The sequence below is a fragment of the Paenibacillus lutrae genome (assembly GCF_009757775.1).
Lineage (GTDB): Bacteria > Bacillota > Bacilli > Paenibacillales > NBRC-103111 > Paenibacillus_F > Paenibacillus_F lutrae.
Window position 1 is genome coordinate 201,327 of sequence record NZ_RHLK01000007.1, and the last position, 14,308, is coordinate 215,634.

Sequence of the window (14,308 nt, forward strand, 5' to 3'; positions counted from 1 at the left end):
TAATAGTCTGTTCCTGACTGCCGTTTAGTACACAGATCTTATTCAAACGGATGTCTATATTTTGACCCTTTCGCTTATTTTTTTCAAGTACCTTTAATATTCGTAACAAAAAACAGCATCCTTTAGTCCGGATACTGTTCATCTGCTCATTTGTATATAGTCTCTGCGGTAGATCACATAGCTGTGTCTCATGATCCTGCCCTGCAAACATCAAGCGCAGATTATACGGGAATTCTTTGCGGGACAAAGAAGCTCTCTTCGACCTCGTTTGCCGGAAGGGGCTTACTGAAGTAATACCCCTGAATTTCACGGCATTCCTTCTCCGTTAGAATATCCAGTTGATCCTTCGTCTCAATGCCTTCGGCAATGACATCCAGCTTGAGATGGTTCGCCATGGAGATAATGGTGGCTACAATCGCCTGGTCACTGGGGTTATTTGTAATATCCGTAATGAAAGAACGGTCGATTTTGAGCTTATGGATAGGAAATTGCTTGAGATAACTGAGCGAGCTGTACCCGGTTCCGAAGTCATCCAGACTGATGCGGACCCCCAGTTCCGATATTTCCTGTAAAATAGCGCTGGAAACCGCATGATCCATCATCATGCCCTCGGTAATCTCCAGCTCTAGATATTGCGGCTGAAGACCTGTCTCCAGCAAAATGCTTTTAACGGCGTCCACGAGGTTGGAATGATGAAACTGCTGCGCGGATAAATTGACAGAGACCGGAATCAGCGGCCCTCCTGCTTGATGCCACCGGCTCATTTGCAGGCAAGCCTCGCGCAGGACCCATGTGCCGATCTCCAGAATCATGCCGGACTCTTCGGCAATCGGCACAAAGACCACGGGAGAGATCATCCCTCTTACCGGGTGCTTCCAGCGCACCAGCGCCTCGACTCCAATCATCCGGCTGTTCTTGGTGCTGATCTGCGGCTGGTAATGGAGAACCAGTTCTTGCCTCTGAACCGCTTTACGCAGGTCATTTTCCAGCTCTAACCTCTCCAATATCCGTTTATCCAGTTCATTGGAAAAAAGGAGATGGCCGTTCTTTTCCCTCTTCTTGACTTCATACATAGCGGTGTCCGCATTTTTAAGAAGCTGCACAGGGTCCTTGCCGTGCTCGGGATAAAGAGCGATTCCTATACTTGCCGTGACGTAGAAGTCATTATCTTTTAACCGGTAAGGGGCTTGAAGGGACTGGATAATCTGCCCGATCAGCTCGGCAGGTTCTTCCCCGGGGGTGCGGATTGGACTTATAAAAGTAAACTCATCCCCGCCCATCCGGGCCAGGAACACCCCACTGCCTTCGATGCTCCGCCGCATCCGCTCACTTACCATCTGCAGGAACAGATCCCCGTAGGTGTGGCCCAGGCTGTCATTAATGAATTTGAACCTGTCGATGTCCACCATCAGGACGGCAAACGGCTCCGCCTCCGAATCCGGCAGGGAGATTCTTTGTACAAGCTTGTCGTTAAAGTGACGCCGGTTGGGCAGTCCGGTCAATTCATCATGATAAGCCAGATGGCGGATCCGTTCTTTGGAACGCTTCTCCTCGGTAATATCTTTGGCTATGATATGATTGCCGACCCGTTTCCCCTCAATTTCTACAGGGACATTTAAGATCGCCAGCTCGATCTTCTCACCGGAAGCCCGTACCAGCGCGGTCTCATGTCTGGTGTGCCCCTTCTCCTCCTCCGGTAAGCTTAACCCGAGTGCGGAGATATGCCCTTGCATGTAATCCGATTCGTTAAGCCCCGTCATTTGCGTAACGGCCGGATTAAAACCGATTATCCGGCCCCCGGTATCGACCGAAATAATCCCATCGGAATTATTCTCATACAAGGACCGGTACCATCTTTCGTGCTCCTGCAAAGCCAGGTCCTTTTGCGACAGCCGCTTGTTCACCAAAATCCCGAGCAGCGTCATGCCAAGCAGAACCAGCGTCCCCGCTGCAATCGCGTAAGCGAGCACTTTTGAATCGAACAGCAGGTCCTGTGAAACCTGTGTAAGATCTTGGGGATAGAAGCGCGCCGCTGCCATACCGGTATAGTGCATGCCCGCAATAGCTGCGCCCATAATGAGTCCGCTGCACAATTTATACAGCACAACATGCCCCGTATGTTTCTTCCGGAAATAGAACAACAGCCAGAGTGCCGCGAAAGATGCCGCTGCCGCAATGAGCACAGATAGCAGAACCACCCTCGGATTATATTGAATGTTCACCACCATAGCGGCCATACCGATATAATGCATCCCGCTGATCCCCGCGGCCATCAAGGTTCCACCGATGAGCAGGTGCTTTACTCCCATCTCGCTTTGCCCAACGACATACAAGGCGATTGCGGAGACGGAGACGGCCAGCAGAATCGAGAGCAGCACATAATCGATTTCATAGGAGACTTCCAGGGGCAGAGAATACGCAAGCATGCCGACAAAGTGCATCGACCATATACCCAGACCCATCGATATCGCGCCGCACAGTAACCAGACCGGGCGGGCGCGGCCTTTTGCTGTGCTGACTCTTTCTGCCAGATCAAGAGCCGAGTAAGCGGCAGTCACCGCAATCAGAAACGACAATCCTACAAGCCAACTGTTATAGGTTCCGTGCAAATGTTCCATGATTAATCTCCCTGGTGATTGTGGTCATAAGTCTCAGACGGCGAACCAATTATGAACCTGTTAAGACTCTATTGGATTCGCCGCCGCTGCTCTTTCATCCTGCCAAAAGTGTGCTCATAAAGGCACAAATCATACTCTTGCAGGAATAACTGCGGGCATGCAAAAAAAACGGCCCTCCCCGTACCCAGTACGGTGCGCCGTTGCCTCCTTAGGCTTAGTTTGCTTCAATTCATTGGGCGACTAACACTGCAGCTTCCACTATTCAAATTTTATATTCATGCCGATATCATTTATAAGAAACAAGGACGCACAGAACAATTTAATCAGAATAAGGAGACATAAAAATGCGTATAGGTGCACACACAAACGAGCGATTTAACCTGCAACATGTTAATCAGAGTCCTAACTACAATAACGGTATATCGGCGGCTGGAAATCAGAAAGAAAAAAAAGACTCCGTCTCCATAAGTCCATTTGGCAGAGCTGTTGATTCTTTGATGAAACAGAAACAAAAGATTATCGATATTAGGACCAAGCTTATAGGAAGCACTCTTGAAAAAGGCGGAACCTTGGAGAGCATCAAGTCACAGCTCGAATCCTATGAAGTACAGCTTCAAAGTATTGATGAGCAGATCTCTAAAACGCTGCTGGAACGGAGTAAATTAAATGACTCCAAAGCTAAAAAGGATGACACCTCTCCAAAATCCGAAGAGGAGGTACAGTCTGAACGACTTCATTCGGTTGTCTCTTTAGACAATAATTTGACCCAAATAAAGACATCTTCTTCAATTAAAGCTCACATGGAGAGACAGACAGAAGTGCTGGAATCTGAAATAAAAATAGATGAGAACCGTGGCGGGGCTTCCAAATTCAAACGCACGGAACTTGCAGAGCTAAAAAATAGAATCCGTAATTTAAATGAATCTATCGGAGAATCTATCGGGGAATCCATTCGTGAATTAAATGATGAGTCAGAGGAAAAAAAGGTGGAGGATTAAGTTTTCACCGTAAGATTCCTTGGATTTACATACGTAATATGAAAGAAGCCATTCCTTAATGAAGGAGTGGCTTCCATTTTGCCCCTTATTCAATCATCTGCGATGTGTATGCACTGATAACATCTAGCTCCATTCGCCCTCGGTTTAAACCTTCTTAACAAACTCCGACTTTAACTTCATAGCTCCAAACCCATCGATTTTACAATCAATGTCATGGTCTCCCTCAACTAACCGGATGTTCTTCACCTTGGTTCCAATTTTCAGGACGGATGAGCTTCCTTTTACTTTAAGGTCTTTGATAATGCTTACAGAGTCGCCGTCGTTCAGAATATTCCCATTCGCATCCTTGATGACTTTGTCACTATCATTATGTTCAGTTTCCGAAGCCGGATTCCATTCATGCGCACATTCCGGGCACACTAGCAGACTTCCATCCTCGTAAGTATACGTTGAATTACATTCGGGGCAATTTGGTAAAGTAGACATGTTTTCATGTCCTCCAATCATTAAGTTTCAAAAAAATCGAACCGTTCAACCGGCTGCTCCCGAACTATTCGTTATCCGCCTCTACAAATTCTTTAAGAGTAAGCAGCTTGTTTTCCCAGTACGGTTCGAAGAAAGAAAGCCATTGCTTTAGCTCGGCCAGGGGTGTGGGCTGAAACTTGTACCGGGTTTCCCGCCCGACTCGGCGGCTGCTGACAAGACCCGCCTCTGACAGGACATGCAGGTGCTTGTTTACAGCTGTCCGGCTTATAGTGAAGTACTCGGTAATCTCGGCAATCGGCATTTCCTTGTCAGCATCTGCGAGTAACCGTAAAAGCCTGCGGCGGCTGGAATCGGAGATTGCCTGGAATATATCATGCTTGATTTTATGAACAGGCATGGATTTTAAGCCTCCAAGTAAGAAGGCAGCCTCTTTTTGACGATTTTCTCCCAACCGCCGTCCATAAAACCGCGAACAACCGTATGAGGTTGGCCGAACTCTGTTACTTTATCCGCGTCCCAGCCCGAATGAATCAGGGTGACCTCCGTTCCTCCGTCTAAGCTTTTCAACTCAAAAGTAAGGTGCCAGTCCTTTCCCCAGTTAAAACCGACGCGGTTTAGAAGATTGAGTTCCGTTACTTGGCAAGACGAGTCGCCGTATTGTTCTGCATGAAGGATAAACTCATGGCCTACAATAGGCTCAAACGTATTCGCCATCCACCACCCGGCTATGCCCTCCGATGTGGAAACAGCTTTCCATACTTTTTCAATCGGAGCCTGGATGACAATGGTCTTACGAATTTCCGGCAATTCTCCTTGTGTTGGCATATATACACCTCCAGAATTTTTATAACACCATAGGGTTTCACGAATAATCATAACATTTCTCGGTTGTTCGAGTGCTGTTTTTATCCTGTCATTTTCCCCATAAAAAGGTTGGTCATTCACAAAGCCGGCTAAAAGCTTATTGCACTTTCTATACACATTTCATTCGTTATATAGCAAGTTCTCTCCGCATTCAATAAAAAAGCTCCTGAAAGGAGCCGGGCCATTGGACCCAGACTGCCGTTCAGGAGCTGAAGCTCTGTTCATTCTTACTTCGTATGGCTTCCTAAGTATTGATAAGATCCCTTCGAATGGGTGTTCCATTCCCCATACTGGGAAAATGCGGCCGAGCCGGTGTAAATGCCTGATTTGCGTACCAGCGTTCCGCCGCTTGGCATAAACTGAGCCGTAGAATTCGGATCGCCCAGTACATCCACGACCTGCCCGTTTCTTTTCAGCACTAAGGCTACGGTGTTAAACTCGCTCGGATTGTACATGGAGAGCTCATCGTTATAATACGTAATTTTCGTGAGATCAAACGCATCATAAAAGATAGTATCAATAAAAATATAGGGATCAACGTAATTCTCAAAAAGAGCCTTTGAGTACACTTTTTTCTGTTGAGTCTTCTTCATGTACTGATGGACCTCGATTGTATAGCCTTTCATCGCTGCGGTCGGGTCGCCCGTTCCGGAATAGCTGATCTCCAGAGCAATTCTTCCATCCCCGCCGTCCATGTATTCGGAGAAGAAGCGCTCAGGTGCCCCCTGCGTTTTGGAAGTGAACTGAAAAACAGCCGCACGGCCATCGGCACCTACAACCCAAGTATACAAACCGATATTCGGGTTTAGCAGCGTCAAAATTGTGCCGTTAAGTTGAGTCGGACCCGTAAATGTGGAGTCCGGCGTCCCTTCGTAGATTTTGAAGCTGGTTTGATTCGGGAACAGTGCAGACAGATCGTAGGTGACAGCCTCCTTGACACCCTGCTTTGTTGTCACGTTGATCTGCCCATTCGCCATTAGCGGAGCGGTCCGGACCGTTAACTCGTAAGTTCCCGTTCCTCCATTGCCATCGTCAGCGGTTATCGTGACCTTCGTACTGCCGCTTCCTGTGCCTGGTGTCAGTGTCAGCATACTGCCGGCTACGGATACATCCGCTGCCGCCCCGGAAGCAGAGACCGCCGTGAACGTGAGCGGATCACCGTCCGGGTCGCTGAACAACTGACTCAAGTCATACGTACGGGCGTTAGTGACTCCCGGTGTGAGCACCTGCTCATAAATCATGCTTACGGCCGACGGTACTCCGTTAACCTTAGCCGGGTTGACCGTAATCGCCACATTGGCTGCCGCCGTGCCGCCACGGCCATCGCTTACAGTGAGCTGCACAGACGTCTTGCCTGTCGATACAGGGACGATGGTCAACGTCTTGCCGGTTATACTCACACTGGCTACGCTTTGATCCGGCTGTGCCGAGATAGAAACCGTCAAGCTTTGTGCATCCTCCGGATCCGGATCTGTCAGATAGGAAGACAAGTCGACGTTCTGGATATCGCCCACTTTCACAACCTGCTCCGGGATTGCCGTAATCTGCGGAGGCTGATTCTGCTTGATTGTGACGGTCAGACTAGCGGTCGCTTTGCCGCCCCGTCCGTCGTTCACCGTAAGCTCGATCTGCGCGGTTCCCGGCGCCTCCGGCTTGATGGTCAGCTTCTTGCCGGCTACTAGAACCGAAGCCTTGTCGGCAGCAGAGGAGATTGCGGAAATGGACAGATTCGGAATGTCCCCCGCATCCGGATCGGATATAAAGCCGCTCAGATCGAGTTCCTGATCCCCTTCATGCATCCAGATAACGGGACTTGCAATCGGACTGATGACCGGAGGCTCGTTAACGGTCACCTTCCATATCGAAGTGACTTCCCCGCCTTCGCCGTCACTGGCTTTAAGCACGATATCCGCATTGCCTGAAGCAACTGCCTGTACAGTCACCCCATTGCCTGCAACAACTGCCGTGGCGACCGACGGATCGCTTGAGCTGACTTCGTACGTCAGCGTACTGTCCAGATCGGGATCGGAGAAAATCGCGTCCAGATTCAAGATGCTGTCAGGCTGGCCTACCGTTAGAACCGTAGGAGCCATCGGCTGTTGAACGACCGGACTCTGATTCGGAAGCGTCACTTTCAAGCGGAAAGAAGATTGAGTAGTACCTCCACGGCTGTCATAGACAGACATGGTCACAGTCGTTTCGCCCAGACTAAGTGGAGTCATAGTCAGCAGCAGATCATTGATTGAAAGCGATGCGATAGTCTGGTCATACGTGATATCTGTCACGGTAAGCGTATCCTGCTCCTTATCGGACAAATAACTTGATAGATCAAAGATTCGCGCACTTCCCGGCAGAGCCAGCTTTTGTAAAGGAATCGTAGTAACGGCCGGCGCCTCATTTACTACCACTGTGAACGATGAATCCGTATGTCCTCCGCGTCCATCTGAAGCTGTGACACTTATCGTTGCCGTTCCGGATGCGACAGCATGCGTTCTCAGGATTCCTCCGGATTCCTGAACCGTTACAATAGACGGATCGGATGACACGGCGCTGTAAGTCAGCGGGTCCACATCCGGATCCGAGAAAATAACCGACAGATCCGTTATGCCGTCCTGCTGGCCTACCGTCAGAACCTGCTGCCCAGGCTGCTGGGTCACTGAGGGTGCCGAGTTAACTCTCACTACAAAGCTAGCCTTGGATTGTCCGCCACGGCTGTCCGTAACGACTATGTTAATTTGGGCAAGCCCGGCATTAACAGGGGAGATCGTCAGCTTGAGGCCGTCCACTTGAACGGATGCAAGGGTCGTATTGTTCGAAACCGCCTGCAAGGTTACAGCATCATGCTCAAGATCCTGGATATAGGGCAGCAAATCAAGCTCCAGCGGCGATCCGGCCAGTTGAATCAACTGCTCCGGTATGCTTGATATCGCGGGTGCTGCATTCACCTCGACGCCGAAGCTCATGCTCGTCTCGCCGCCTCTTCCATCTTTGGCTTTAACTGTAATCGTAGCCATACCCGGAGCCAAGCCCTTGACCGACAGCAGGCCGCCGGCTTCACTTCCTACAGCCAGGGCAGGGTGGGAAGATATCACCTCGTAAGTTAAAGTATCCTGATCGGCATCTGTAAACGCAGGAGCAAGATCCACAACGCCAGGCGTCTGACCGGCTGTTACCACTAAATTGGAAATTTGCTGTGCGACTACCGGCGCTGTATTGACTTCTACGTAGACAATGCCTTGCGTTATACCGCCACGGCTATCATGGAAAGAAAGCCTCACTTCCGACTTTCCTGCCGCCACCGGTGTCAGCAGCAGCTTCGATCCGGCTTGGCTGCTTACGCTGATAATGGGGTCTGACAATGAATCTACCGTAAAGCTCCAAGCGTCATTTTCCGGGTCCTGTACATACGGACTCAGATCCAGTTCCTGTACGGGCGCTCCAAGCTGCAAATACTGCACCGGTATGGTGAAGAGCAAGGGGGCTTCATTTACAATGACTTGAAAACTAGAAACGGTCTCTCCGTTCTTACCGTCTTTGGCCTTTACAGTTATCGTAGCGGTACCCGATGCCAACGCATGCACCTTCAACTGCCCCCCAGTCTCTGCAGCCGTTGCCACGGAAGGATTACTCGAGCTTACTTCGTAAGTGAAACTATCCTGATCCTCGTCTTTAAACACAGTAGACAGGTCCGTAGTCCCATCCGGGTCCCCGACCGTCAATTGAAGGTCCGTAAGCGGGTTCTGCACAACTGGAAGCCTATTGACCGTAACTGTGATGTCCCTTGCGGTAATTCCTCCACGCTGATCCGTGACGGTTACCCTGATCTTCGCCTGTCCCGCCTTAACCGGGGCGAGAGTCAGCCTGCTGCCGCTCAAGCTCACGGCCGCCACCTCTGGCGAGTCCGATTCAGCGGTAACGATAAACAGATCATTCTCCAAATCATTGATATAGGAGGCAAGGTCCAGCTCCTGAGCTCCGCCGCCAAGCTGTATAAACTGCTCCGGTACCTCAAGCAGCGTCGGTGCCTGGTTTACCGCCACATTAAAGGTAGTCGATGCTTTCCAACTGCTGCCGTCTGAGGCTGAGAGCTGAATAATTGTACTGCCCGAAGAAACGGCTTTGACCGTTAACTGACCGGCGCTTTCGCTGGCGATGGCAATAGAAGGATCAGCAGACTGCACCTCATAGGTCAGGTTATCCTGATCTGCATCGGCAAAGACGGTAGCAAGATCGAGTGTTCCATCTGCCTGATTCATCGTTAACAGCATGGGCAAAGGAACATTGCTGACCTTGGGCGGATCGTTAACTGTCACGACCATATCCGCATTGATGTTGCCGCCGTTCAAATCATTCGCACCCATTTTAATCGTTGCGGTTCCTCTGGCGACAGGCGTAAGAGTCAAGATGTTGCCCGACATCGAAGCTTTCATCACCGCGCTTTTTAAAGAAACGGCCGTAAATTTCAAACTCGTTTGTTCCGAGTCCTTGAAATGCGCAGACAGGTCAATCGTGACCGCTGGATCGCCAACAGATAGCTTGGGATCTGCGATGGGGATCTCATACCTCGGCGGGCTATTGGTAGAGCCGGAGGTCGAAGAGGCAGGTGGCATGTTCTTAACCGAAGAAGCTGATGCTCCATTCGTTACAGCTACTGTCGTAACTTTAGAGTCCGACCCGACGATTACTGTTGCATCCGCGTTGTTAAGCTGCAATTGTGTCACGGTTCCGGTACCATTCAGCGTCAGCTCAACAGGGCTGTTCACCGCTAACTGACCGATGTTGGAGCCGCCGCCCAAAACAACCGGTTGTGAAGCTGTCACGGTGACCTGGGGAAGAGTGCCTTGCAGTTCCACCGCCCGGGCTCCATTTGCTAGTGTCACTTGGTTCAAGGCAGAACCATCCGCCGTAATGGATGCATTCGAATTCACATTCATCGTTTGAACAGTCGTGCCCTGTTTGGTAACAACATGAACATCTTGTTTATTTACATCAACCGATTGGAGACTTGATTCTTCAAAAACAACGGTATTCCGGTCCCCGCCATCTATGATTGTGTTGCCTTGCACGATTAGTCTGGCGGCCAGGAAATCATTCTGCAATTCCTTGCTGATGTGCAGGCTGCCTTTTACCGTTAGATCTGAAATAGATGTGTAGTCTCCTGAAACCGTTAAATTACCGTCCAGTACCGCCCCGTGGCCATTAAGCACCAAGTTGCGGCTGAACTCCTCTTCCCCATCGCGGGCAGCATTTCCTTTGGCAGACAGCTGCAGATCCGTAAGAGTCTCCAGAGTCCTCCCTTTAAAACGGAATTTCAGCTTGGCCCCTTGCAGTACCTCGCGGTTGCTCTCTTGCAGAATGCCCTTCACATGCTCGGAAAGGCCGTAGGTAACGCCATTGATGCGTACATGATTCCCTTGTATATCCTGGAGTACAGATGCCTTTTCTGTAGGAAAAAATGCTGAGATCAGCATTTCCGCCACATCCGCCCGAAGAACATGTTCTTGAGGTGCGAATTTGCCCTGCTCGGGTGACATAATATCCTCTTCCAGAGCAGTCCTTACAAAAGCTTGAGCCCAGGAGCTGACACCCTTCCAATCCGAGATGGAACTAGGAACCGACTCCAGTTCAAGCGCGATTTGGGAAGCTCTTACGAGAGTAACGGCAATCTCTTCGCGGGTAATGACATCATAAGGGCGAGACTTCCCCAGGTCATCCCCTTCCATAATTCCGGCCGCTTTAACCGCAGCTATGTAGGGGCTGCTCCACAATTGGGACTGCACATCTTTAAACGAATCTCGGTTGTCAGGAACAGACAACTGAAGCGCCCTGGTTAGCAGGGCAGCCAGCTCCTGGCGTGTAAGCAGGTCATCAGGTCTGAATTGGCCTTCACCGTCTCCTTCCAATAGCCCCAGAGCCAGAGCTCTGCGGATGGATTGTAGACGATCGCCCGACACTGTTGTGAGATCCAGGAATGCCTCCGGCTGAATTCCCTGTTCTAAAGACTTAGCCGGAGAAGCGGCGCTGCTTACTCCGGACGGAGCAAGCAGTGCCGTGACGAGAAGCCCGGCGAGCATACTGTTTTTTAATGAGGATGATTTCATAGTGTTCTCCTAGCTTTATTTGTTAAATTCCCCGATGTCATCTATAAAGTCTTTTCCTTTGCCAACCCATTCGGTACCATCGTAAGCCGTGTTGTTTCCTTTAGTGATGGTTCCTTTTCTTACAAACGTTTGATGAGGATAGATATAAGCGATATCCAATAGCTGATCGTTATAATAAAGGGAAAGCTGGACGGGTGTTGATTCATCCAAATAAAACATCATCGGCCATGGAAAATCAGATTGTACAGGCCCGCCATAAAAAGATTCCATAATTACAAAGGTTGAGTTCGCCCGTAATGTTTGGCTATTTAAAACAATATCCTCTTCGCCGTCTGAACGGACGATTTTAACTTTGTTCCCATCGATCTCCTCATTCGTCGGGTTATAAAGTTCTATGGCCTGCAGTCCAAAATCGATAACATCGCTCGCATAAAGCGTCTCGGAAATGAAAAGTCCTGTCGGAACAGCAGCCGTGATAGTCACGGTGAACGTCAGGGACTTTGTGCCGCCCTTGCCGTCGTCTGCCGTTACCGTGATCGTGGACGTTCCCGCATTCACTGGCGTGATCGTCAGATCCGTACCGTTGACCGATGCGGTCGCGACTGCCGTATCCGATGAGACCGCCGTGTGCGTCAGCGCATCGCCGTCCGCATCATAGAATACACGTGCCAGACTTACCGTCTGGTTGCCTGCCGCCACGCTTTCCGTGATGTTCGAAATCGGATTCGTGATCACGGGCGCTTCGTTCACCGGCGAAGGAGGCTGGAAGGTCACGGTGAACGTCAGGGACTTCGTGCCGCCCTTGCCGTCGTCTGCCGTTACCGTGATCGTGGACGTTCCCGCATTCACTGGCGTGATCGTCAGATCCGTACCGTTGACTGATGCGGTCGCGACTGCCGTATCCGATGAGACCGCCGTATGCGTAAGCGCATCGCCGTCCGCATCATAGAATACACGCGCCAGACTTACCGTCTGGTTACCTGCCGCCACGCTTTCCGTGATGTTCGAAATCGGATTCGAGATCACGGGCGCTTCGTTCACCGGCGCAGGAGCCTGGAAGGTCACGGTGAACGTCAAGGACTTCGTGCCGCCCTTGCCGTCGTCTGCCGTTACCGTGATCGTGGACGTTCCCGCATTCACCGGCGTGATCGTCAGATCCGTTCCGTTGACCGATGCGGTCGCGACTGCCGTATCCGATGAGACCGCCGTATGCGTAAGCGCATCGCCGTCCGCATCATAGAATGCACGCGCCAGACTTACCGTCCGGACGCCTGCCGCCACGCTTTCCGTGATGTTCGAAATCGGATTCGTGATCACGGGCGCCTGGTTCACTGGCGCCGGGGCCTGGAAGGTCACGGTGAACGTCAAGGACTTCGTGCCGCCCTTGCCGTCGTCTGCCGTTACCGTGATCGTGGACGTTCCCGCATTCACTGGCGTGATCGTCAGATCCGTTCCGTTGACCGATGCGGTCGCGACTGCCGTATCCGATGAGACCGCCGTGTGCGTCAGCGCATCGCCGTCCGCATCATAGAATACACGTGCCAGACTTACCGTTTGGACGCCTGCCACCACGCTTTCCGTGATGTTCGAAATCGGATTCGTGATCATGGGCGCTTCGTTCACTGGCGCAAGAGGCTGGAAGGTCACGGTGAACGTCAGGGACTTCGTGCCGCCCTTGCCGTCGTCTGCCGTTACGGTGATCGTGGACGTTCCCGCATTCACTGGCGTGATCGTCAGATCCGTACCGTTGACCGATGCGGTCGCGACTGCCGTATCCGATGAGACCGCCGTGTGCGTAAGCGCATCGCCGTCCGCATCCGCAAACACTCCGGCCAAGCTTAACGTCTTCGGACCGTCATCCACTGCATGTGTCAGTGGTTCGAGGGCATTCACAACCACCGGGTTACGGTTGCTGTTAGAAGGAGAATCCGATGAGCCTGATGAACCAGATGAACCCGAAGATCCCGGCGTTGTCGTCGTCCCGCCAGAGGCAACCCCGCCTGCAATCTGTTTTTTAACCTCATCATAATTAGCAATCAGCTTATCAGCCGATACTCCTTCAGGTTCCTGCAGCTTGTCTATGGTCAGATTCGGGCCCAGCTTGATATTGGCATCCGGATTAGCGATTTTAAGTTCTCCCCACGTCCCGTTTCCTTCAATCTTCAATGGGCTGTCGGTATCCACCAAGACTTGAGCAACCTTTGCATTTAGCACTAGTGTCCCTGCTCCCGGCTTTAAGACAACCTGGGTAAGAGAGTCCCCGTCTACTGCAATATGGTCCGCAGCAATAGCTAATTCTCCTTTGAAAGGTGTACCTTTTAAATCCAGCTTAGCAGGTTTTCCCGCAGTTCCGCCTTGTGTAAGTTCGATCCGCAACAGATCATTTACGTTATGATTGACCGATTTGTATTTGAGAACCGCGCCCACCAGGGCGTCTTGATTCCGTTCACCCAGCAGGTCTTTCAATGCGCCGCTAATCAAGTACGGTTTACCGTCAATGATGACCATATCTCCATCGATCCGGTTAATCGCAGCCGACCGCTCCTGTGTTTGAAAAATATCCAGTAAATAAGCGGCGATATCCTGCCTTTCCACATTTCCACGGGGATTAAATGCATTACCGTCCGCATTCATCAGACCCAGATGCAAGGCCAAGCTTACTGCTTTATCCGCCCACGGGCTAATCTTGCTGCCATCGGCGAGTACCACTTCACTCCCGCCTCTGGCATCTACCCCGTTAATCGCCCGGACGAAAACAGCTGCCAATTCTTCGCGAGTTACGGGTTCTGAGGGTCTATATCGGCTCGATTCATCCCCATTAATCAAACCCGCTTCGACTAGTGCTTCGACATACGGGATTGCCCAGCCGTCCTTCAAATCGGCAAAAGACGAGGATGCCCCCTGTTTAGGCTCCATGTGCAAAGCTTTGACCAACAAGACGGCAAGTTCCTGCCTCGTTAAAAGCTGATTCGGACGAAAAGAAGCATCCGGATAGCCGGACAGCAAACCCTGCTTTACAGCCTCCTCCACCGCAGCACGTTTGGCCGGGGATATGGACCCTTGATCGCTGAACCCTATCGCGCTTTGTATGGTACGTTCCGCAGTACCGGCAGCACCAACCGGTGCAGAGCCTATTGTCATACTCAAAATTGCAGTGGCCAAAAGCCATTTATTCCATTCCGGATTCATTATCTTGACCTCCCTATGATTGGATGGAGAGCATGTCCTCATCCTTGTCTCG

General features: G+C 51.0%; 7 protein-coding genes. 1 reads left to right on the plus strand and 6 read right to left on the minus strand.

Annotated features, from left to right (window positions below; genetic code table 11):
* Positions 1-221: 221 nt before the first annotated feature.
* A complete protein-coding gene (locus tag EDM21_RS14105; protein ID WP_157336346.1) occupies positions 222-2,618 on the minus strand; it encodes a bifunctional diguanylate cyclase/phosphodiesterase in 2,397 nt (798 codons plus the stop codon).
* A gap of 344 nt (positions 2,619-2,962) precedes the next feature.
* On the opposite strand from EDM21_RS14105, the gene EDM21_RS14110 reads away from it, so the two are divergent.
* Entirely contained in the window at positions 2,963-3,616 is a 654-nt protein-coding gene (locus EDM21_RS14110; protein ID WP_157336347.1) for a hypothetical protein, read from the plus strand.
* A gap of 144 nt (positions 3,617-3,760) precedes the next feature.
* Here the strand turns inward: EDM21_RS14110 and EDM21_RS14115 are convergent, their stop codons facing one another.
* The 5 genes from EDM21_RS14115 to EDM21_RS14135 all read right to left on the minus strand — a co-directional run bounded on the left by EDM21_RS14115 (position 3,761) and on the right by EDM21_RS14135 (position 14,256).
* On the minus strand, positions 3,761-4,102 hold the full coding sequence (locus EDM21_RS14115) for a zinc ribbon domain-containing protein YjdM (protein ID WP_157336348.1): 342 nt from the start codon (positions 4,100-4,102) through the stop codon (positions 3,761-3,763).
* A 64-nt stretch (positions 4,103-4,166) separates the two neighbouring features.
* Positions 4,167-4,499 (minus strand): ArsR/SmtB family transcription factor, encoded by a 333-nt coding sequence (locus EDM21_RS14120; protein ID WP_157336349.1) that lies wholly within the window; start codon positions 4,497-4,499, stop codon positions 4,167-4,169.
* Between the two features lie 5 nt (positions 4,500-4,504).
* Positions 4,505-4,927, minus strand: coding sequence for an SRPBCC family protein (locus EDM21_RS14125; RefSeq protein WP_157336350.1), 423 nt, complete (start codon positions 4,925-4,927; stop codon positions 4,505-4,507).
* A gap of 266 nt (positions 4,928-5,193) precedes the next feature.
* Positions 5,194-11,067 carry an S-layer homology domain-containing protein gene (locus tag EDM21_RS14130; protein ID WP_157336352.1) on the minus strand — a complete coding sequence of 1,958 codons (5,874 nt, stop codon included), beginning with the start codon at positions 11,065-11,067 and terminating at the stop codon, positions 5,194-5,196.
* 15 nt (positions 11,068-11,082) lie between these two features.
* Positions 11,083-14,256: an S-layer homology domain-containing protein gene (locus EDM21_RS14135; protein ID WP_166542009.1), complete on the minus strand. Its 3,174-nt coding sequence runs from the start codon at positions 14,254-14,256 to the stop codon at positions 11,083-11,085.
* Between the last annotated feature and the right edge of the window lie 52 nt (positions 14,257-14,308).

Excerpts from the sequence above, each read along its gene's own strand:
- EDM21_RS14125 (WP_157336350.1), bottom strand. The coding sequence starts at position 4,927 with ATGCCAACACAAGGAGAATTGCCGGAAATTCGTAAGACCATTGTCATC.
- EDM21_RS14130 (WP_157336352.1), bottom strand. The coding sequence starts at position 11,067 with ATGAAATCATCCTCATTAAAAAACAGTATGCTCGCCGGGCTTCTCGTC.
- EDM21_RS14120 (WP_157336349.1), bottom strand. The coding sequence starts at position 4,499 with ATGCCTGTTCATAAAATCAAGCATGATATATTCCAGGCAATCTCCGAT.
- EDM21_RS14135 (WP_166542009.1), bottom strand. The coding sequence starts at position 14,256 with ATGAATCCGGAATGGAATAAATGGCTTTTGGCCACTGCAATTTTGAGT.
- EDM21_RS14110 (WP_157336347.1), top strand. The coding sequence starts at position 2,963 with ATGCGTATAGGTGCACACACAAACGAGCGATTTAACCTGCAACATGTT.
- EDM21_RS14115 (WP_157336348.1), bottom strand. The coding sequence starts at position 4,102 with ATGTCTACTTTACCAAATTGCCCCGAATGTAATTCAACGTATACTTAC.
- EDM21_RS14105 (WP_157336346.1), bottom strand. The coding sequence starts at position 2,618 with ATGGAACATTTGCACGGAACCTATAACAGTTGGCTTGTAGGATTGTCG.